Annotated in this window: 21 protein-coding genes; 15 read left to right on the forward strand and 6 right to left on the reverse strand. The window is 42.4% G+C overall.

Annotation, left to right across the window (positions count from 1 at the left end):
• Positions 1–37 precede the first annotated feature (37 nt).
• Entirely contained in the window at positions 38–511 is a 474-nt protein-coding gene (locus tag K5L93_RS19205) for a low molecular weight protein-tyrosine-phosphatase (RefSeq protein WP_281422588.1), read from the forward strand.
• A gap of 173 nt (positions 512–684) precedes the next feature.
• Here K5L93_RS19205 and rne read toward each other — a convergent pair whose 3' ends face one another.
• Positions 685–3660 carry a ribonuclease E gene (gene rne / locus K5L93_RS19210; RefSeq protein ID WP_220721274.1) on the reverse strand — a complete coding sequence of 992 codons (2976 nt, stop codon included), beginning with the start codon at positions 3658–3660 and terminating at the stop codon, positions 685–687.
• A 413-nt stretch (positions 3661–4073) separates the two neighbouring features.
• On the opposite strand from rne, the gene rluC reads away from it, so the two are divergent.
• Positions 4074–5024 (forward strand): 23S rRNA pseudouridine(955/2504/2580) synthase RluC, encoded by a 951-nt coding sequence (gene rluC, locus K5L93_RS19215; protein ID WP_220721275.1) that lies wholly within the window; start codon positions 4074–4076, stop codon positions 5022–5024.
• Between the two features lie 41 nt (positions 5025–5065).
• On the opposite strand, the gene K5L93_RS19220 is transcribed toward rluC, so the two are convergent.
• Complete coding sequence (locus tag K5L93_RS19220; RefSeq protein WP_220721276.1) at positions 5066–5650, reverse strand: Maf family protein; 585 nt, start codon at positions 5648–5650, stop codon at positions 5066–5068.
• Positions 5651–5780: 130 nt separating this feature from the next.
• On the opposite strand from K5L93_RS19220, the gene yceD reads away from it, so the two are divergent.
• The 13 genes from yceD to K5L93_RS19285 all read left to right on the forward strand — a co-directional run bounded on the left by yceD (position 5781) and on the right by K5L93_RS19285 (position 16124).
• Positions 5781–6311, forward strand: a complete 531-nt coding sequence (yceD, locus tag K5L93_RS19225; RefSeq protein ID WP_016403345.1) for a 23S rRNA accumulation protein YceD — start codon at positions 5781–5783, stop codon at positions 6309–6311.
• Between the two features lie 12 nt (positions 6312–6323).
• The gene (gene rpmF / locus K5L93_RS19230) at positions 6324–6497 is read left to right on the forward strand and encodes a 50S ribosomal protein L32 (RefSeq protein ID WP_016403344.1); all 174 of its coding nucleotides are present in this window, start codon (positions 6324–6326) and stop codon (positions 6495–6497) included.
• An 11-nt stretch (positions 6498–6508) separates the two neighbouring features.
• Positions 6509–7534 (forward strand): phosphate acyltransferase PlsX, encoded by a 1026-nt coding sequence (gene plsX / locus K5L93_RS19235; RefSeq protein ID WP_220721277.1) that lies wholly within the window; start codon positions 6509–6511, stop codon positions 7532–7534.
• Between the two features lie 7 nt (positions 7535–7541).
• Complete coding sequence (locus K5L93_RS19240) at positions 7542–8501, forward strand: beta-ketoacyl-ACP synthase III (RefSeq protein WP_220721278.1); 960 nt, start codon at positions 7542–7544, stop codon at positions 8499–8501.
• Positions 8502–8516: 15 nt separating this feature from the next.
• A complete protein-coding gene (fabD, locus tag K5L93_RS19245; protein ID WP_016403341.1) occupies positions 8517–9449 on the forward strand; it encodes an ACP S-malonyltransferase in 933 nt (310 codons plus the stop codon).
• Positions 9450–9462: 13 nt separating this feature from the next.
• Entirely contained in the window at positions 9463–10197 is a 735-nt protein-coding gene (fabG, locus tag K5L93_RS19250) for a 3-oxoacyl-ACP reductase FabG (RefSeq protein ID WP_016403340.1), read from the forward strand.
• Between the two features lie 165 nt (positions 10198–10362).
• The gene (acpP, locus tag K5L93_RS19255; protein ID WP_016403339.1) at positions 10363–10599 is read left to right on the forward strand and encodes an acyl carrier protein; all 237 of its coding nucleotides are present in this window, start codon (positions 10363–10365) and stop codon (positions 10597–10599) included.
• Positions 10600–10674: 75 nt separating this feature from the next.
• Positions 10675–11919: a beta-ketoacyl-ACP synthase II gene (gene fabF / locus K5L93_RS19260; RefSeq protein ID WP_220721279.1), complete on the forward strand. Its 1245-nt coding sequence runs from the start codon at positions 10675–10677 to the stop codon at positions 11917–11919.
• Positions 11920–11992: 73 nt separating this feature from the next.
• On the forward strand, positions 11993–12784 hold the full coding sequence (gene pabC / locus K5L93_RS19265; protein WP_220721280.1) for an aminodeoxychorismate lyase: 792 nt from the start codon (positions 11993–11995) through the stop codon (positions 12782–12784).
• Positions 12774–13769 carry an endolytic transglycosylase MltG gene (gene mltG, locus K5L93_RS19270; protein ID WP_220721281.1) on the forward strand — a complete coding sequence of 332 codons (996 nt, stop codon included), beginning with the start codon at positions 12774–12776 and terminating at the stop codon, positions 13767–13769. The genes pabC and mltG overlap by 11 nt, the downstream gene beginning before the upstream one ends.
• A 5-nt stretch (positions 13770–13774) precedes the next feature.
• Positions 13775–14404, forward strand: a complete 630-nt coding sequence (tmk, locus tag K5L93_RS19275; RefSeq protein WP_220721282.1) for a dTMP kinase — start codon at positions 13775–13777, stop codon at positions 14402–14404.
• Between the two features lie 11 nt (positions 14405–14415).
• Positions 14416–15339 (forward strand): DNA polymerase III delta subunit-related protein, encoded by a 924-nt coding sequence (locus K5L93_RS19280; protein ID WP_220721283.1) that lies wholly within the window; start codon positions 14416–14418, stop codon positions 15337–15339.
• 5 nt (positions 15340–15344) lie between these two features.
• On the forward strand, positions 15345–16124 hold the full coding sequence (locus tag K5L93_RS19285; RefSeq protein ID WP_220721284.1) for a TatD family hydrolase: 780 nt from the start codon (positions 15345–15347) through the stop codon (positions 16122–16124).
• A gap of 110 nt (positions 16125–16234) precedes the next feature.
• Here the strand turns inward: K5L93_RS19285 and rsmF are convergent, their stop codons facing one another.
• The 4 genes from rsmF to K5L93_RS19305 are packed head-to-tail and all read right to left on the reverse strand — an operon-like array spanning position 16235 to position 21297.
• Positions 16235–17662: a 16S rRNA (cytosine(1407)-C(5))-methyltransferase RsmF gene (gene rsmF, locus K5L93_RS19290; protein ID WP_220721285.1), complete on the reverse strand. Its 1428-nt coding sequence runs from the start codon at positions 17660–17662 to the stop codon at positions 16235–16237.
• A gap of 12 nt (positions 17663–17674) precedes the next feature.
• Complete coding sequence (locus K5L93_RS19295) at positions 17675–20278, reverse strand: MlaD family protein (RefSeq protein WP_220721286.1); 2604 nt, start codon at positions 20276–20278, stop codon at positions 17675–17677.
• Positions 20271–20873, reverse strand: coding sequence for a paraquat-inducible protein A (locus K5L93_RS19300; protein ID WP_220721287.1), 603 nt, complete (start codon positions 20871–20873; stop codon positions 20271–20273). Before K5L93_RS19300 ends, K5L93_RS19295 begins: the two co-directional genes overlap by 8 nt.
• Entirely contained in the window at positions 20857–21297 is a 441-nt protein-coding gene (locus K5L93_RS19305; RefSeq protein WP_220721288.1) for a paraquat-inducible protein A, read from the reverse strand. Before K5L93_RS19305 ends, K5L93_RS19300 begins: the two co-directional genes overlap by 17 nt.
• Between the last annotated feature and the right edge of the window lie 191 nt (positions 21298–21488).

The raw sequence follows: 21488 nt of genomic DNA on the forward strand, positions 1-21488 counted from the left end.
AAAGGCACTTTAGGTGCCTTTTTTATAAGGGATATATGTGAAAAAACTTGTCGGTGTTAAATCGGTGCTGGTTATTTGTATGGGGAATATTTGTCGTTCAACCACTGCAGAAGCCGTACTGCGAGCTAAATTTAAACAACAAAAATTGAAGATCAAAGTTGATTCAGCTGGCACAACGGATTATCACAAAGGTGATAAACCCGATCCACGTGCAGTAAGAATTGCTGAAGAAAAGGGCTACAGCTTTAAAGGCATTCGCTCACGCAAAGTATTAGCTAAAGACTTTACTAAGTTTGATTTGATTTTGGCATCCGATAAGAAAAACCTAAGCTATTTACATAAGCACTGTCCAGAACAATATGCGCATAAGTTGGCATTGATTTTACCTTTTGGTGGGCTGGAGCAGGAAGAAGTGCCCGATCCCTATTACGGCAGTGTAGAGGGCTTTAAGCAAGTATTAGCAATGATAGAGCAAGCCAGCGATGGCATAGTCGAGCGGATAAAGAGTTAATCACTATAAATAGTCGCTCATAGGTTTGGGAACTGTCTTGCGTAAACACCAATAATGTATGGTATTGAGGTCTATCTAAACAAATATAAAAACCGCAGTGAAGTAGGTGGTTTAGGGTTGAAAATTGAAAAGGCCAGCATGTCGCTGGCCTTTATTGATCTTAAGCTAAAGCTCTAGTTTGGTTTACTCATAGGGCTTTGTGCAGAAGTACTAGAACTGCTTGACTGAACGCGGCGCGAACCAACAGTAATAGGTTTACGTACATAAGGTTTTTTTACTACTTCTTCTGGTTGGCTAGGTGCTGCAACAACAGGAGCTGGTTTTGCCATAGCAGCTGAAGCATTACCTTTACCTACAACTTTGCTAGGTTTTAGCTTACCGCGATTACTGCGTTTAGGTTTTACTTCGGCTTTAACCGGATCAAGCGTAATGTTTTCAGCTACAGGTGCTTCTGCTTTAGTTTCAGCTACAGGTGCTTCTGATTTAGTTTCAGCTACAGGTGCTTCTGATTTAGTTTCAGCTACGGGTGCTTCTGCTTTAGTTTCAGCGACAGGTGCTTCTGCTTTAGTTTCAGCTACAGGTGCTTCTGCTTTAGTTTCAGCTACAGTTTCAACTATAGGCGCTTCTGCTTTAGTTTCAGCTACAGGTGCTTCAGCTTTAGTTTCAGCTACAGGTGCTTCTGCTTTAGTTTCAGCTACAGGCGCTTCTGGTTTAGTTTCAGCTACGGGTGCTTCTGCTTTAGTTTCAGCTACAGGTGCTTCTGCTTTAGTTTCAGCTACAGTTTCAACTATAGGCGCTTCTGCTTTAGTTTCAGCTACAGGTGCTTCAGCTTTAGTTTCAACTACAGGAGCGTCGGCTTTCACTTCTGCTTCAGGATAGCGAGAGTCGATAACTGCTTCTTGAGTACTTGTCTCTGCTTTTGGCAGATCATTAAAGCGTTTACGACCCGCACTGCTCGATGAGCGACGACGACGCTTAGGCTTTGGAGCTTCTGAGCTATCGCTCGCTTTAGCTACTGGAGCTTCAGTTTTTGGCGAAGCTACTTCTGCTTTTTTAGCTACAGGCTTTTCAGTAACTGGTTGTTCTGCAGCTTGTTCAGCTATCGCTTCGTTGGTTTTTTCAGCTTTTACTCTTACTTTTTTACGCAAGTTACGACGTTCTCTACGCTCTTTAACTTGCTGTTCTTTTGGAGCATGTTGCTTGGTTTGAGACTTAGTTTCTTGAGTAGTCTCATTTTCAACTTTATCTCTAGCAGGTTTGTTACGCTGATCTTTGCGGCGACGGTTGCTATTAGAACCTTCGCTGCGATCTCCGCGTTCTTTTCGCTCTGGTCGATCTTGGCGCTTGTCGTTGCGCTTGTCATTACGTTGATTATTGCGGCGATTATTACGTTTATCACGCTGATTGTTATTGCTGCGTGTTTGTTTCTTTGGTGTCGGTTTTTCTTCGCTTGCAAACATTGCACTAAAGAATGCAACGATACGTGCGATTAAAGAAGGCTCTGCAGCACTCTTAACCGGTTTGTTGGCTTTGGCTGGAACATTGGGCGCAGCAGGAGCACTAAAGCCTTGCAGTACTGGCTGTTCAGCTTCAATTTTTTCTTTCGCAACTTGATTAGGTTGATAAACAGGAGATGGGTTCTCTGTAGTTAATTGGTAGCTAGTCTCTTGGGTTTCTTCACCATTACGCACTCGTGTAACATCATAGTGCGGCGTTTCCATGTGTTGATTAGGGATAATCACTAATCGAACGTTATGACGTTTCTCAAGTTTGTTGATTGCTACGCGCTTTTCGTTAAGCAAGTAAGCAGCTACTGGCACAGGAACTTGTGCATGAACTTCAGAGGTATTCTCTTTAAGTGCTTCTTCTTCAAATAAGCGAAGGATCGACAGTGCTAAAGACTCGTTATCGCGAATGGTTCCTTGGCCACTACAGCGCGGACAAATATGGGTGCTTGACTCACCAAGTGATGGACGTAAGCGTTGACGAGACATTTCTAGTAAGCCAAAGCGAGAAATACGCCCTACCTGAACGCGAGCGCGATCTTGGCGAACCGCTTCTCGGAAACGGTTTTCTACTTCGCGCTGGTTTTTGACCGGCGTCATATCGATGAAGTCGATAACTACTAGGCCACCTAAGTCTCGCAAGCGAAGTTGACGAGCTATCTCATCTGATGCTTCTAGGTTGGTTTGAAGTGCTGTTTCTTCAATGTCTCCACCCTTAGTTGCGCGAGCAGAGTTAATATCAATTGAGGTTAAGGCCTCGGTGGGATCGATAACAATTGAACCGCCCGATGGAAGTCGAACTTCGCGTTGGAAAGCAGATTCAATTTGCGATTCGATTTGGTAGTGGTTGAACATCGGTACTTCGCCTTCGTAACGTTTTACACGGTTTACGAAGTCAGGACGAACCAGCTCGATGTGCTTTTTAGCTTGCTCATAGATAGTTTTATTATCGATGAGGATCTCGCCAACATCGCGACGTAAATAATCACGAATTGCACGAACAATTACATTGCTTTCTTGGTGGATAAGGAAAGGTGCTGGCTTAGACTCAGCTGCATCGGTAATTGCACCCCAGTGATTAAGTAGTACTTTTAAATCCCACTGAAGCTCCTCAGCCGATTTACCCACGCCAGCTGTACGAACGATTAGCCCCATGCCGCTAGGCAATTCTAGACCATTCATCGCTTCTTTAAGCTGTGTGCGCTCATCGCCTTCGATACGACGAGAAATGCCGCCTGCACGAGGGTTGTTTGGCATTAATACTAAATAACTACCGGCTAAGCTGATGAAAGTCGTTAATGCGGCGCCTTTGTTGCCACGTTCTTCTTTATCAATCTGAACGATGACTTCTTGACCTTCTTTAACCACTTCTTTGATGCTTGGACGTCCTTGATAGACGTAGCCTTCTGGGAAGTATTCGCGAGCGATTTCCTTCATTGGAAGGAAGCCGTGACGCTCTGCGCCGTAGTCAACAAATGCAGCTTCTAAACTAGGCTCTACACGAGTAATTTTGCCTTTGTAAATATTTGCTTTTTTCTGTTCGTGACCAGGACTTTCTATGTCTAGATCGTATAGCCTCTGGCCATCGACCAATGCAACGCGCATTTCTTCTAGCTGCATTGCATTAATTAACATTCTTTTCATTTATGTTGCCTTGGGGTTTGTTTGATTTAAACAACCTCATGGGCAGCAATTAACCTGCCTTAAATGGCCAGACCCTGTGTTTAATGTAAGAGCGTCTAGGTAACCTCTCGGTTAGCTTCTCTAGTCCTTAGGGCGCATTTTGGCGCTTGTATAAATATGAGTCCCGCAAACTGAGCTTGCCGAACTTTACAATCTATTCTATATAGCTTTGATTTAAGGCAAATAATTGTGATTGCCTATCAGGTTGCTATGAAAATTCTTAGTTTCGATAGCACCAAAATTTACAAATTAATGGGCTTCGAATACGGTGCCAAATAAGGAAAACCTTTAAAAACGGGCACTTTAAGCCTTACAAATATAGCAAAGCTATATTTTTCCATCAAATTATTTATGAGCATGTTACAATTTTTGCTATGAATACCGAAAATAAAGCAGTTCAGATGGTCACGGTGAGTGACGACGAGGCTGGACAAAGAATAGATAACTTCCTACTAAAACGGCTAAAAGGGGTACCTAAAAGTCGTATTTATCGCATTTTACGCAAAGGGGAGGTTAGGGTTAACAAAAAGCGAGTTAAACCAGAATATAAAGTTCAAGCTGGTGATGCTGTGAGAATTCCGCCAATTAGAGTTTCGGAAGAAACCGGTTTGCCGTCGAACAAGCTCAATCAGGTTGTTCAGCTAGAACAGCAAATCGTTTATGAAGACGACTGCTTGTTAGTTCTGAATAAACCTTCTGGCATGGCCGTGCATGGTGGTAGTGGGTTAAGTTTTGGGGTGATTGAAGCTCTGCGCTCGTTGCGTCAAGATTGTCGTTATCTGGAATTGGTTCACCGAATAGACCGAGATACTTCTGGTCTACTGCTTGTCGCTAAAAAACGTAGCGCCTTGCGTGAAATGCACCGACAGCTAAGAGAAAAGGTTGTTCAAAAAGACTATCTAACTTTGGTACATGGCCAATGGCCAAAATCGGTGAGGTCGGTCGATGCTCCATTACGTAAAAACGCTGTGTCGTCAGGCGAAAGAATGGTGGTTGTCGATCAAGCAGAAGGTAAACCCTCGCTTACTCGTTATCGAATAGAGCGCAGATATGCAGACATGACCCTGATGAAAGCAAGTCCGGTGACTGGCAGAACCCATCAAATTCGTGTGCACAGCCTTTATGAAGGTCATAGCATTGCGGGTGATGATAAATATACTGATAAAGAACTATTGGCTGCTACCGAAGCGAAAGGTTTGAATCGTTTGTTTTTACACGCATGGCAAATTCGCTTTGAGCACCCGGCCACACAAAAAGAAATGCATTTAACCGCACCGTTGGAGCCAAGTCTTCAGCACTTTTGTGATCAACTTGATCCTTTATAGTGGGGTTTGAGATAAAAGGAGCTTAGCTCCTTTTACGTATGCTAGCTTAACAACTCAAAATCTTGGCTTTCTAACAACCGGCATAGTTTTATTAACGGAAGGCCAATCAAACTGTTCGGGTCGTCACCTTTTAAGTGCTTGAATAGCACAATGCCAGAGCCTTCACTTTTAAAGCTTCCAGCACAGTTATAAGGTTGTTCTATCTGCAGGTAACGTTCAATGAGGCTGTCGGAGAGATCTCTAAAGCCAACTTCAAAGGTGTCTACCAAACTCTGCATTTGTTGCGTTTCACTATTATATAGCGCTAGCCCTGTATAAAAGGTGATGGCTTGTCCGCTTGCTGCTTTAAGTTGTTTCACAGCATTTTGATGGTTGCCGGGTTTCCCAACAATGTCTCCGTTTATGCAGCACACCTGATCAGAACCTATAATCAGGTTTTTGGGAAACTGTGTTTTTCCTGCAAGTGCTTTTTGCTCGGCTAAACGTAATACCAACAACTCTGGTGTTTCTTTAGGTTTTGGTGATTCATCGATATCTGGATTAAAGCAATCAAATGTAGAGCAAACTTTTTCTAATAGTTGTTTTCTGTAAGCAGAGCTTGAGGCAAGAATTAGTCGATTTTTCATCGTTTTTTAACCAAAATTAACAGTCTGCTGATTTTAAACGCAATCTTTAGTGATAGCGATGCTTTAAAGGCAGGAAAAAAGCACAAATTGTTTTGACTATCACTGAGTGTAACTATATTATGCGCGCCTTATGCAAAAAGTGAAATTACCAGTAGAGATTGACCCGTTTAAGACGGCTAAGCGAAAGTTGGATTATGAGGGCTTCCTCGAGATCAAACGATTGCCTCGTTTTAGCGATGCAACCTTGAAAGTGAATAGTGATGTAGACGTCTGGTTGCGCTTTGGAACTGATCCGCAAGGTTTAGTTGTCGTTCAAGGCAAAGCGTTAACTGAGGTGGAGTTAGAGTGCCAACGTTGTAGTGAAACTTTTAGTTACGCTATTAATGTTGAGTTTACTTACTCGCCAGTCTGCGATGAATCGCAAGTGGAAGAGTTACCAGAAGATTACGAACCACTGCAACTAAATGAAGACAACTACTTTTTAGTAGCTGAATTGATTGAAGACGAATTGTTATTAGCGTTGCCAATCATACCTAAACATTCTTTAGAGGATTGTAAGGTTCAGCAAAACGAACAAGTATTTGGTGAAATCGACGTTGTAGAGGAAGAATCTAAACCAAATCCGTTTGCAGTGTTACAAAGTTTAAAAAAGAAAGACTAGGAGACTGGGTCAATGGCTGTTCAGAAAAGTAAAGTTACACGTTCAAGACGTGGCATGCGTCGTTCACACGATGCTATCGAAAACAATGTTGCATTAACAACTGACGCTACTTCAGGTGAGCTTCACCGTCGTCACCATGTTACTGCTGACGGTTACTACCGCGGTAACAAGGTAATCAACAAGTAAATTTTTGCATTTTGCAAAAACTTACTATTGCAGTTGATGCAATGGGGGGCGACGTTGGCCCCCATGTTACAGTGCCTGCCGTTGCGCAGGCACTTAACTATTACCCTCATTTACATGTTACCTTAATCGGTGACAAGAACTTTATTAACTCCCTGTTAATAGAATATAAGATTTGTCAGCATCCGCGCTTAGAGTTTGTTCATTCCAGCCAAGTTGTTTCCGCTAACGATAAACCTATTACTGCATTGCGTTCTAGACGCCAATCTTCAATGCGCTTAGCCCTTGATTTAGTTCACCAACAGCAAGCTGATGCCTGTGTGAGCGCAGGGAATACTGGTGCACTTATGGCCATGGCTAAAGTGGTACTTAAACTATTGCCAGGTATAGAACGCCCTGCATTAGTCACTCATTTACCTGAAGAAAACGGCCAAGGTAGTTTGCTGCTGGATTTAGGCGCTAACTCTAGTTGTGATTCAGAGGTATTAATGCAGTTTGCGGTAATGGGAGCGTCTTTAGCCGAAAGTGTGTGGGGCTTATCTAAGCCTCGTGTTGCATTGTTGAATATTGGTGAAGAGCAAATAAAGGGCAATGATGTAGTAAAACAAACGGCGCAGCTTCTTGAAAACTCAAGCGCGATTAATTACATTGGCTTTGTTGAGGGGAATCAACTATTTAGTGGTAAAGCAGATGTAATAGTATGTGATGGGTTTGTAGGCAATATTGCACTTAAAACTGCTGAAGGGGTTTCCCAGCTTATACTCGCAAAACTAAAGAAACAGTTTGATGTAAACTGGTTTGCTAGATTTATCCTCAAACTGTTTTTGCCGAGTCTTAAATCTCAACTAAAACAACTGAACCCCGACCAGTATAATGGCGCGAGTCTGTTAGGATTGCGCGGCATTGTAATTAAGAGTCATGGGCATGCCGATGAAAAGGCATTTTTGCAAGCTATTCACCAAGCCGTCGCAGAGATACAACAGCAAGTGCCAGGTCGCATTACCGACAAACTTGAATCTTTATTAATTGATAAGCATTAAGTCTTTTATGTACTCAAAAATATTATCTACAGGTAGTTATCTGCCAACAAATGTAAGAACTAACTCAGATCTTGAGAAAATGGTAGAAACCAGTGATCAATGGATTACTGATCGTACCGGTATTAAAGAACGCCGTATTGCAGGTAATAACGAGTCTGTTGCTGATATGGGCGCATTTGCGGCTGAGTTAGCGATTAAAAGAGCAGATATCGACAAAAATGATATTGGCTTAATTATTCTAGCAACAACCTCAAGCGAGAATGCATTTCCTGCCGCTGCTTGTGAGGTTCAAGCAAAGTTAGCGCTTCCGGGGGTGCCTGCTTTTGATATTGCAGCGGCCTGCGCCGGCTTTACTTATGCATTAAGTGTTGCCGACCAGTACATAAAGAGTGGCTTGGTTCAAAAAGCACTAGTCATTGGTGCTGATAAGCTTTCACATATGTGCGATCCGGACGACCGCTCAACCATTATTTTATTTGGTGATGGTGCTGGAGCTGTTCTATTAGGGGCTAGCGAAGAACCAGGCATTTTGTCTACCCATATCCATGCAGATGGCCGTTATGGCGATTTGTTAAAACTACCTCATCCACAACGTGGAATGTCGGGCACCGAAATGGAGTCTTACATGACGATGAGTGGAAATGAGGTATTTAAAGTTGCGGTAACTCGTTTAAGTGAAATTGTTACAGAAACCTTAGCCGCAAACAGTATTGAAAAAACAGAATTAGATTGGTTAGTGCCACACCAAGCTAATTTCAGAATCATTAAAGCTACAGCCAAAAAGCTCGCTATGCCACTCGATAAAGTAGTGCTTACTTTAGACAGACATGGCAATACTTCGGCTGCCTCCGTACCCATTGCTTTAGACGAAGCTGTAACAGATGGGCGTATTCAACGAGGCCAGCTAGTATTACTAGAAGCATTTGGTGGTGGTTTTGCGTGGGGCAGTGCCCTAGTTAGATTTTAATTATTAGGATAGATGATGAGTAAATTAGCATTTGTTTTTCCAGGACAAGGCTCACAAAGCGTTGGCATGTTAGCCGAGCTTATTAGTGAGTATCCGGTAGTTGCTGATACCTTTAAACAAGCCTCTGAGGTGCTAGGTTATGATTTAGCCGGTTTAGTTGCCAACGGCCCAGCTGAAGAGTTGAATGAAACCAGTCGTACTCAACCAGCGCTACTAACCGCCTCTGTGGCTTTGTGGCGTTTATGGAATGAGCTAGGTGGCAGCGCGCCAGCAGTATTAGCGGGACACAGTTTAGGCGAGTACTCAGCATTAACTTGTGCCGGAGTGTTAGAGTTTGCTGATGCTCTTAAGCTAGTAGAATATCGCGGTCAGTTAATGCAAAAAGCCGTACCAGCCGGTGTTGGGGCAATGTCTGCAATCATTGGTTTAGGTAATCAAGAAATCATTGACGCTTGTGAAAAAGCTGCTCAAGACCAAGTTGTAACAGCGGTTAACTTTAACTCACCTGGTCAAGTGGTTATCGCGGGCCATAAAGAAGCGGTAGACCGAGCTAACGTATTGTGTAAAGAAGCAGGTGCTAAGCGAGCCTTACCATTGCCAGTAAGTGTGCCTTCCCACTGTGCTTTGATGCAACCAGCAGCCGACGAATTAGCGGGTTACATTGAGGGTATCTCTTTTTCTGAGCCAAAATTCGATGTTATTAATAACGTAGACGTAGCAATCGAACGAGATGCTAAAGCAATTAAGCTTGCACTAATTAAGCAGCTTTATAGCCCAGTACGTTGGACTGAAACCGTTGAAGCAATGGCCACTCGCGGTATTGAAACCGTTTATGAGTGCGGCCCAGGTAAAGTACTTAGTGGCTTAGTTAAGCGGATCCACAAGCCATTAGTTGCAGCAGCAATTAATGATACAACTTCTATAAAAACTGCTTTAGATAATAAGTAACGAGGAATTTTCAATGTCTCTACAAGGTAAGGTTGCCTTAGTAACTGGCGCAAGCCGTGGTATTGGTCGTGCAACGGCTGAAACTTTAGTTGCTCGCGGCGCCACCGTTATTGGAACTGCTACTTCAGAGAAGGGCGCCGAAGCCATTGCTGCCTATTTAGGCGAAAATGGTACTGGTTTAGCTTTAGACGTAACGTCTAGCGATTCAATTGCTCAGCTGTTTGCTGATATCAAAGCTAAATATGGCGATATCGATATTCTTGTGAACAATGCCGGTATTACCCGTGACAACTTATTAATGCGTATGAAAGACGACGAGTGGGAAGATATTATCAATACTAACCTTACGTCTATTTTCCGTTTAAGCAAAGCGGTATTGCGTGCAATGATGAAAAAGCGCAATGGTCGTATTATTAGTATAGGTTCGGTTGTTGGCACCATGGGCAACGCAGGCCAAGCTAACTATTCTGCTGCCAAAGCAGGCGTATTAGGTTTTACTCGCTCATTAGCGCGCGAAGTCGCTTCTCGTGGGATCACAGTTAATGCGATTGCTCCTGGTTTTATTGAAACAGATATGACGCGAGCACTTGACGATAATCAGCGTGGTGCTATCTTGTCGCAGGTGCCTATGGCGCGTTTAGGTGATGCTGAAGAAATCGCCAAAACGGTTGCTTTTTTAGCAAGCGACGATGCTGCCTATATTACTGGTGAAACTATTCACGTTAATGGCGGGATGTACATGGTTTAAGCAGCGGCTTAAAAAATGTGCAAAAAATTGATAGATCGCAAGTTTTTTACAAAAATAACTACGAAAAACGTGGTTAGACCACTACGGTTAGACTTGCAAAGTAATTCGGTTTGAATACACTATCGCAACAACGCAGAAGCGTATTTACTAAGGAAAAATATTGTCATGAGTGCAATTGAAGAACGTGTTAAAAAAATCATCATCGAGCAACTAGGTGTAAGCGAAGACGAAGTTAAAAACGAAGCTTCATTCGTTGACGACTTAGGTGCTGACTCTTTGGATACAGTTGAATTGGTTATGGCTTTAGAAGAAGAATTCGATACTGAAATCCCTGATGAAGAAGCTGAGAAAATCACTACTGTTCAAGCTGCAATTGATTACGTTCTAAATAATCAAGATTAATAAAAAAGTGGGCGGCATCAGTCGCCCATTTTGCATCCCCCTAAGATAAGTAAATCCCCCCTTGGAGGCATTTCAGTGACTAAGCGTAGAGTCGTTGTTACTGGTATTGGTGCACTATCACCAGTAGGTAATACCGCTGAATTAACTTGGCAAGCCCTTAAAGCTGGTCAAAGTGGCATTGGCCCTATCGAACACTTTGATACCGAAGCTTTCCCAACCCGTTTTGCCGGTTTGGTTAAAGACTTCAATGTAGAAGAGTTCATGAGTAAAAAAGACGCGCGCAAAATGGATGCGTTTATTCAATACGGAATTGCAGCTGGCCTAATGGCTTTTGATGATGCTGGTATTGAAGTTACCGAGGAAAATGCTGATAGCATTGGGGTGTCAATTGGCTCAGGCATTGGCGGTCTTGGCTTAATTGAACAGAATCACGAAAATTATTTAAAGAATGGACCACGTAAAATCAGTCCGTTTTTTGTGCCATCAACCATTATCAACATGGTCGCTGGCCACCTTTCAATAATGAAAGGTCTAAAGGGCCCTAACATCGCTGTTACTACTGCCTGTACTACTGGTGCTCATGCTATTGGCCTTGCTGCGCGTATGATTGCCTACGGCGACGCTACTGTAATGTTAGCTGGTGGTGCTGAAAAAGCCTCTACGCATTTAGGTATGGGTGGTTTTGGCGCAGCAAAAGCACTATCTACTCGTAACGATGACCCGACTAAAGCTAGCCGACCTTGGGATCAAGACCGTGATGGTTTTGTATTAGGCGATGGTGCCGGTGTTGTTGTACTAGAAGAGTACGAATCCGCTAAGGCGCGTGGTGCCAAAATTTACGCTGAGCTGGTTGGATTTGGTATGAGTGGTGATGCTTACCACATGACGTCGCCTCCAGCCGACGGTGATGGTGCCGCTCGTTCTATGGCTGCTGCTATTAAAGATGCAGGTATCGATGCATCAGAAATTGACTACATCAATGCTCACGGCACTTCAACACCAGCAGGCGACGTTGCCGAGACTCAAGCGGTTAAGTCAGTATTTGGCGAACATGCTAAACAAGTATTGGTTAGCTCAACAAAATCTATGACAGGTCACCTTTTAGGCGCGGCTGGCGCCGTTGAAGCGATTGTGTCTATTTTGGCTATTCGCGACCAAATTGCTCCTCCAACCATTAACTTGGAAAACCCGAGTGAAGGTTGTGATTTAGATTATGTAGTGGGCAAAGCGCGTGAAACTAAAATTGATTACGCATTGTCGAATTCATTTGGTTTTGGTGGTACTAACGGATCTCTGGTATTCAAGAAAATTGATGCCTAATCTGCGTATTGCGCTATAGCTAATTGAAGCCTGATGTTATCATCAGGCTTTTTTATATCTAGGATTGTTGAGTTTGCTAGACGCTAATTTATCAACGCTTGATCGAGGCTTAAACTACGGCGATGGTTTTTTCACAACCATGCTGGTGCAGTCTGGAAAGTTGACGCTTTGGGATTACCATCTAAAACGTTTACAACGCGCTCGACAACAGCTTGGCTTTCCTGCTCTTGATTTTGCTACGATTAAAAAAGATGCCGATAAGCACGCTTCTAAAGCGAATAATGCCGTAGTAAAAGTCACTATTACTCGCGGAGAAGGTGGCCGAGGTTATGGCTTGCCAGATTGTGTTAAACCAAGCGTATTTATGTCTATTTCTGAGTTCCCGCAAAGCTATGTAAACTTTAGAGCTAGTGGAATAACACTTGGTATTGCCAAGCAACGTTTGGCAAGTGGTAGTGCATTTTCATCAATTAAAACCTTAAATCGTTTAGAGCAAGTGCTATTAAAAAGAGAGGCTGACTCAAGCGGGGTTGGCGACTTGGTTTGTTGTGATATTTTTGATCAGGTGGTTGAGGGTGTTGCATCTAACTTGTTCTGGGTTAAAGATAAAGTGATTTATACAAGTGATCTGGAGGGGGCGGGGGTTGCCGGTGTGCAACGCCAGTTTTTGCTAGACAACGTGAAACATTCTCCTTATCAAATCCAATTAGGTAAGTTTAAAATTGAAGATGTATTCGCTGCTGATGAAATATTTGTAAGTAACTCGGTATTGCAGTTTGCCCCAGTTAATACTTTTAATGAGCGCAATTACGAGCGCTTTCCTGTTTGTCGTTGGTTCCAAAATTTGGTGAAAAATGCTTCGTAAGGTAGTACTTGGTTTTATTGGTTTTTGTTTAATTGCTGGTTTCCTTTCATATAAGTGGTTTGATAATTACTTAGTTGAACAATGGCAATTGCCGCGTGCAACCGAAGTTCAACAAGTGTCGGTAGGCTCGGGAACTAACATTTATCGTGTAGCCAACAAGGTATTTGCTAACGCAGACCAAGATGCATGGTGGTTGCGAGTTTGGTTCAAACTTCATCCTCACCACAGTCAAATTAAAAAGGGCTTATATCAGTTAGATGAGCAGCTTAGTTATGCCCAACTAAGCCAAATATTAGCGAGCGGAAAAGTCGTTCAGTTTAAAGTTAGCCTAATTGAAGGTGAGACCTTTGCCCAGTTTTGGCAAAAGCTTAACCAAACTGACGGGATTAAACCTAGCACTAAGAATGAGCAAGAGTTAATTGAGTGGCTTGAAGTTGAGCAAAGTAAGTTAGAAGGACTGTTGCTACCAGAAACTTACTTTTTTGTTCACAATACGCCTGCAGAAAACATCATCAAGCGCGCCAAGCTTGCATTAGACAAAGTAGTTGCCGAGCAATGGGATAAACGTAATCAAGATGTTCCACTAAAAACACCTTATGAAGCGCTAATTCTCGCGTCAATTATCGAAAAAGAAACCGGTGCTAAGTTTGAACGGCCTCGGATCGCTTCGGTATTTGTAAATCGCCTTAATAAGGGGATGCGTCTGCAAACTGACCCTACTGTAATTTACGGTATGGGAGAGCGGTATGATGGAAATATTCGCCGTAAAGATCTACGCGAAGCTACGCCATACAATACCTATGTTATTCGAGCTCTTCCGCCAACACCCATCGCTATGGCTAGTGAAGATGCCATTATCGCTGCGCTAAACCCTGAGCAATCTAATTATTATTATTTTGTCGCTAAGGGTGGTGGTGAACATTATTTTTCTAAAAACTTAGCTGAGCATAATCGCGCAGTTAGAAAATACATACTTAAGAAATAGTTATTATGACGCGTGGAAAATTTGTAGTTATTGAAGGCTTAGAGGGTGCTGGAAAAAGTACCGCAGTTGCCGCGATCCAAACTTTGTTAGAGCAACAAGGTATAGAGTACATAAATACTCGTGAGCCCGGCGGTACGCCGATTGCTGAGTCTTTACGAACGATAGTAAAACAAGGTGTTGATGGTGAGCAGGTTTGCGATAGCACTGAGTTGTTACTCATGTATGCGGCGCGCGCTCAATTGGTGGAAACACGTATTAAACCCGCTTTAAGTGAAGGCAAATGGGTGGTAGGTGACCGCCACGATTTAAGCTCACAAGCTTATCAAGGTGGTGGCAGAGAGTTAGGTGTAGATAAACTACAAGCGATTAAACAGATTGCTATTGGAAGTTTTGAACCTGATTTAACCTTATACTTGGATATTGAACCTGGATTAGGGCTAAGCCGAGCACGTGATCGCGGCGAGTTAGACAGAATAGAGCAGCAAGCTTTAAGCTTTTTTGAAAGAAGTAGAGAGGTTTATCTTGCGCAAGCAGAGGCTAATGAAAATATCGTGAAAATCGATGCAAGCCAAAGCATAGACAAAGTAGCTAGTGATATTCAGGCTGCATTAAATAATTACCTAAATACACTGTAACGGTATTTACTATGAGTTCTCCTTGGTTAAGCAAGGCATGGAAACAATTATCACATCAATTAAGTGAAGATAGCTTTCCGCAAAGCCTGCTGCTTCGTGGAGAAAAAGGTTTAGGTAAGCTGCAGCTAGCAAAGTTTGTTGCTAAAACTATTTTATGTAGCGAGCAAAAACATCAAGCTTGTAATCAGTGCCATAGTTGCCAGCTAGTAGAGTCTGGCGCTCATGGCAGTTTGTTTTTGCTAGAACAAGAAAAGCCTAAAGTAGATGATATTCGTGCTTTAAGTTTGTGGGCAAACCAGACTAGTAGTTTTGGTTCTTCAAAAGTGGCGATCATAAGCGATATCGGCGCGCTAAATACGGCATCAAACAATGCTTTGTTAAAAACCTTAGAAGAACCCGTGGCAGATACACACTTTATCTTGGTTAACCATTTGCCGTTTAAAGCAATGCCAACAATAATGAGTCGATGCCAAGTTTTAAATATCGCCACACCAGAGCAAAGCTGGGTGAAGCAATGGTTGGTAAAACAAAAGCTCAGGGTAGACGAAAACTTTGCTCTAATTTATCGTTTCTGTAACGGTTCTCCCTTACAAATCAAAGAGTTTTATCGCGAACAGCAGTTTACTCAGCTAGAACAGTTTATCCATCAATATCAATTAATGGTGCAAGCTAAAGCTAATAAACTGGCTGATTTAGTTCACAAGCAGCCTTTGTACTTACAATGGCTAGGCCATTGCTTAACCTTATCCTTTAGTTTAGCTAAAGGGCTGGCTAACAAAGATGACTTCCCCCAGTTTGCTGTTGTTAGAATTAAAGACAAAACTATTGAACTGGCCTATCAAGACTGGCTCGATTTGCTCAAACAGATAGAAGAATATCCGGGCCTAAATGTTGGCCAACAGCTTTACCCGCTGTTTACACGATTTAAGGATTAACGCGCGTGTTAGTAGATTCACATTGCCATTTGGACAGACTTGATTATCAAGGTAAGCATGTAAACGTAGCGGATGCTTTAGCTAAAGCCAAAGATGCTGGTGTAGATTATTGCCTTGCTGTGGCTATATCACCTGACAAGTTTCCGAGCATGATGGAGAAAGTGCAACACTTTGATCAAGTGTTCGCCTCTTGTGGTATGCATCCACTTTATGTTCAAGACCAAGAGTTTGACCTTGAAAATATGGAATCTTACCTGGCTCACCCAAAAGTTGTTGCTGTAGGTGAAACAGGTTTGGATTATTTTTATGCGAAAGAACATAAAGAGTTACAGCAGAGAGTCTTTATTGAGCAGATAAAGTTAGCTGTTAAACATAACAAACCATTGATTATTCATACCCGAGATGCCCGAGAAGATACTTTGCGCTTACTGTCGGAGCATAAGGCGGAGCAATGTAAAGGGGTACTTCATTGCTTTACTGAAAGTTTAGAGATGGCAGAGGCAGCCATCGAAATGGGCTTTTATATATCAGCTTCAGGGATCATTAGCTTTAACTCGGCTAAAGAGTTGCAGCAAACCTTTAAACAAATTCCCTTAGATAGGATCTTGGTTGAAACAGATAGCCCATACTTAGCGCCGATCCCGTTTAGGGGAGAAGAAAACCAACCTGCTTATACTCGGCAGGTAGCTGAGTGTTTAGCAAAAATAAAAGGCATTAGTTTAGAGGAAGTTGCAGAACAAACTACCCAAAACTTTTTTGATTTGTTTAGTTTGGCAAAGCCTTGAAAAAAACGGCTCCACTCTAGTCCCTGAGCGGAGCGTAGGGGAATGGCTCTGTGTAAGAGCCTTGCGCTAATAGTCTGTTAAGTGTAGACCGAGTTGCGTGCTTTGCAAGCTTAGCCAAGCCCCTTGTCTTTCACTAACTCTCTAGGGTAGGAGTTCTTAATCTTGTTTCTTACCCATTTACCTAAACCAATAACATAACCTTGGTAGCTTAGAGCCACTTCGCCTTTGTTGTTATTCGGATAGACGATATCTTTGCCTTGATAAAAGTGATGAGCTTGTTCGGGCTCTAGTTCAATACAATTTTTTGCAACTAAATGTCCAAGAGCAGTAATTGCATCGTGGCTTGTTCTAAAGCCATGTTTAAACTCTTCAGCTAATTTGAGGCCAACACGTTCAAATCGCATTTCATCTTTTACTCGCAAAAAGCTGTTAGGAAGTAACCAGTAATCATTAGCTTTGGTAAATATGCTGTAGTCGCTAGGGAGCGTCATTCCAAACTGAGATTTAAAATGCTGCGCAATTGATGCTTGCTGCTTTTTAGTCGCAGTTTGATAAGCAAACGGCTTTATTCGTTTGTTGATTGCTGGCGTATCGATGGTTGCAGCGGTTTTGCGTAGTGCTGCAACGAAGAAACCCTCGCTATCATAGTATTGTGGCCAAACGTGTAAATAGCCTTCTTTAGTTATGGCTTTGTGGCTGTGTTCAAAAAGTTGCTCAAGATTAATAGTAGAAAAACTATTGGGGTATTTGGTCGCAATGCGACTAATCACTTGCTGGTTTTCTTGTTGATTTAAGGTGCAGGTTGAGTAAATTAATACGCCATTAGGCTTTAGGGCTTGTAGCGCGCTTTCTAGTAACGTGCTTTGTAGCTGAGAAATTTCATCGACATGCTGCTCACTCCAATTATCTAGAGCTTGAGGATCTTTGCGTAAGGTACCTTCACCAGAGCAGGGAGCGTCTAGCAAAATAGCATCAAACTGCTCGCTCATCCAAGTACCAAAAACCTCGGCACTAAAGTGTGTTACAGCCGCATTAGTTACACCACAACGTAACAAATTGGCACTAAGCACTTTAACTCGGCTAGCAGAGAACTCATTGGCAACTATTGCACCTTTACCTTGAAGCATGGCTGCCATTTGTGTTGTTTTAGACCCTGGAGCAGAAGCGGCGTCTAGTAACAAACAGTCTTCTTCGGCCTGAAAACAGTGAAATAGGGCGCTTACTGGCAGCATAGAACTGGCTTCTTGAATGTAGAACAAACCTGCTTGATGTTCCGCAGTATTCCCAAGCGATAAGCTCTCATCTTCTCGGATAATCCAAAAGCCAGTCTCGCACCAAGGTATGGGCTCAAGCTGCCATTGATTGGTTTTGGCTAAGCTAAAAAAAGCCTCAAGGCTTATTTTAAGCGTATTTACTCTGATGCTTTTGCGCATCGGCAGGTGACAAATGGCTTTGAAGCCAGCTAAACTCAAGTCGCTTGGAAGATCTTTCTCAATGCGCTCTATGAATTTAGCTGGAAAATTTATTGGTTTGGTCAAAATGCAGATTTTCTATGGCTCAATGGAAGGACTCCATTGTAACCATTTTTCATCATAAATGGGCTGTAGTTCGTACTTATCCTGATCCTTGGCCGGTTTAGCTGTCGGTTCCGATTCGGGCGTCGCAAATGCAATGCCACCAGTTAATAGCGTTTCCATTGAATCAAGACGAATATTGGCGCCACCTAGACCAAGTTTTACATCAACGCCCGAGGCATTCCAAAAGATACTATTTTCTCGCACTAAGTGTCGATAAGCTGAATTTATGTTGAGGCGAGCTAAGATTTTTGAGCCATCCATAGCAAGCTTTGCATCATCAACAAAACCTACTTGATATTGCTTATAAAGTACTGGGCTACCAACTTTTAACGAGCCAAAGTGACTACTGCTAAGCCAAATATGTAAAGCATTTGTGTCGGTATTTGGTGCTTGTTTTTGTAAAACAAACTGTTGCGAGGGCTTTCCTTTTCCTGGGAGGGCATTGATAAAGTCGCCTTTTACCAAGGTATCTAGGTTTTTTACTTCGGATAAACTGATAGAGGCTGTTTCTTGCCAGTATAAAGCGCCACTGCGGGCAAAGTTTCTATAAAAGGGGAAGTCCAACTCAGCATCTGCTTGCAATTCGGAAAGGCTATCATTGAAATGCAAGTTGGTGACTTTACCAATTTGCTGCCCCTGGTATTTAATCGGCATGTTGTTGTAGAGGCCGTGGCTATCGTTAGTTGTTAGGCTAATTGCTAAATGACGCTTAGTAGCATCCTGTTTAGTTTTATGAACAGTTCGGATACTTTCCTTAGCTAGTTCTTCGAAGTGATCAAAACTGATACCACCCATAACCAGTGATTTAAGTGATTCACTGTTTACCGACAAACCATCTAAACTGGCTTTAATTTCCAGTCCTGATGCGTGCCAAAATCGACTGTTATCGGTTACTAAGTGTCGATAGTTGCCAAAAATTTTGACTTTTAGGTCAATGCTGCCATCTTTTAACAAACTGTAGTGCTCAACTTCTCCTACCGGTACTCGCCTAAACAGCACTGGCGCACCTTCTGCTAATGACCCCAAATAATCAGTATTTAAGCGCAGCGATAAAGGTTTCTCTATTTTCGCTTTAGACAATTGAGCAGCTTGTTTGTTGTGATGCAGGGCATATTGACTTTGCTTACTGAGAGTATTGCTATGTCCGGGCATCAATATGATTGGGGAATTTATAAAACCACTTAGGCCGCTGCTTTCAACACTTATTCCATTGAGGTTCGCTTCCACTGCTAGCGGGCTTTGGTTATAAAATCGACTGCCTTGCGTAAGTAGTTTGGTATATTGGGGCTGAATAAAAGCTTTTAACTCAAAGCTGCGATCTATTAATTCGATTTCGGTCACTTTACCAATAGTTAGTCCGTTGTAAACGATCGGGCTGTTAACTGCTATACCTTTAACATTGTTAGTGCTAAGGCTAATGGATGTGCTTCCAACCGGAGGCTTTGGTGATGTAGTAAGGGTAAACTCAGTTTGAAGTTCTCCCTGCTCTGCAATGACTTCGATTTGTTTTGCACCGACTAGCGCACCAAGATTTTTAACCCCGTTTAATCCTATTTCAGGCTTTATCAGGACTAATTGGGTTGTATCGTTAAACAGATCTTCATATTTAGGCTCGACCAAGGCTTTTGCTAAAAAATGGTCTTGGCTTCCGGTATTTTGAATATCATTGATAAAACCAATTACCGCGCCGCGATAAACTAGCTTGCTGCGGTTTGCTGCAAGACCATGTTGCTGCTGCATGGTGATTTGAATCGCTTTTCCGCGTTGAGAGTCTTTAAGGTTTTTATAAAGGGTAAAGTTTTGTCCCTTATCCGCTAGAGCAGATTGGACTGGACTGTCAAAACTGACCCCCCCTGAAATTACACTGGCTAAACTTTCACTAGAAAATTGCATACCATCAAGAGAAATATCGGCTTCAAAGCCACTTACATTCCAAAATCTAGTATCAATTTTAACTAGTTGAGAAAACTGAGGTTTAATGTGGATATCAAATTCGACTTGGTGTTGGTCATTTAGTTGGTAGCGTTGAACTTCCCCTACCTTAATTTTTTTAAAGTATACTGGTGAACCAATGTTCAACGAACCTAAATCGCTTGCTGTGAGACGTATATTTAGTCCATTGCCCCTAATGATGTTAGGTGGTTCATTGAGCGCGACAAAGCTGTCATCGAATTTACCTTTACCTGGGTTTAGCTCAATGTAGTTACCTGAAACCAGAGCGTCTAAACCACTAATTTCTGTTATAGATGCTTTGGGAGTAACTAGCCAGAATTGACTATCTTCTTTTAATAACTGTTCTGCTTCTCGTTTAACTTCTGCGACTACAATTACACCTTCCAAATTTGGTGCAAGCTCTACGGTTTTTACAACACCAATATCCAATCCTTGGTAAAACAGCTGAGTTTGTCCAGCGGTAATGCCTTTAGCGCTATCAAACACGATGTTAATTTTCACTCCAGCTTCAGACCAAGCTTTAAACAATAGCCAAGCACCTAGAAGCAAAGCCAAAATGGGTAGCAGCCAGATAGGGGAAATTACCTTCTCTTTTTTAAGTTCCGGTTTACTAGCGTTATTCAAGTTGTTTATCCCATATTAGTCTTGTGTCAAAAGATTTTGCTGCGAACAGTGTTAACAATACTACTGCGCCGAAAGCGGTGGCTCCGGGGCCAGCCTCTACTCCTACCAGATTATTGCGTTCAAATACCGCAATCATGATAGAAAGCACAAATAAGTCGAGCATTGACCACTTGCCAATTATGTCAATTATTCTATATACAACAATACGTTGTCGATTATTAAGGTTCAAATTAAATTGTAGACTTAATAAAATGACTACCAAGCCTACTAGTTTCATTACAGGGACAACGATACTGGCGACAAATACCACAATAGCAATACCTACCATGTCATCTTTAATTAAGCTAATCACGCCAGACATAATGGTTTCATATTGCGGGGCACCACGGGTACTTAATACTGTAATTGGCATTAAATTGGCTGGGAAAAGGCCAACAGTAGCGGCAATGATAAAAGCCCAACATTTTTGTAAACTTTGTGGGATTCTTGAATGAACTTGCATGTGGCAGCGCTGACAATGACTTTGTTCTTCGGGCATCGATAGCTTACAGTGCCTACAAAGCTTTATGCCTAATTGTTTAGCGGATGTGTACATATCGCTCCCAGTATTCCGCTGGCTCTATGCGCTGAATTAAGTGAGTAGAAAGCAATAAGGTTATACAGATACACCATAGTCCATAGCCTAAATCGATGTCAGCGTATTCTACCAATTTAACCAAGGCTACCAAAAAGCTCACGATATAGACTTCAATCATACTCCAGTGAATAAGGTCGTCTTGAAAATGTAGCGCTGTTGCCAAAAAGGGCGTTTTCCAGCCTTTGCTTAAAGACAAAGAGGTATAACAAATTAAGCTGAATAGCAGAATTGGCGCGATGAAACTAGCCAGTACCACACTGAATCCCACCAAATAATAACCGTTTTCGAGTAATAGTACGGTGCCGCGCAGGATATTGGCGGAACTGGGGATCCCAAGAAATGTAAAGCTTAACAGCGGGTAAGTATTAGCAAGAGTGACCATAATCAAGCACGTTAACGCCAATGCAAATTGGCTGGAGAAACGGGCTCTACGCCCCCGTGCTAGTGTGTGTTTGCAGCGTGGGCATATTAATACATTTCCGGCCCTACAATGTGCTTGGGTGTCGACCAACAAATCGCAACTTGGGCAGATGGATAGCTTTGATAACTCAGAAGATTTCATACAGTACATAT

This window comes from Agarivorans litoreus (genome assembly GCF_019649015.1).
Classification (GTDB): domain Bacteria; phylum Pseudomonadota; class Gammaproteobacteria; order Enterobacterales; family Celerinatantimonadaceae; genus Agarivorans; species Agarivorans litoreus.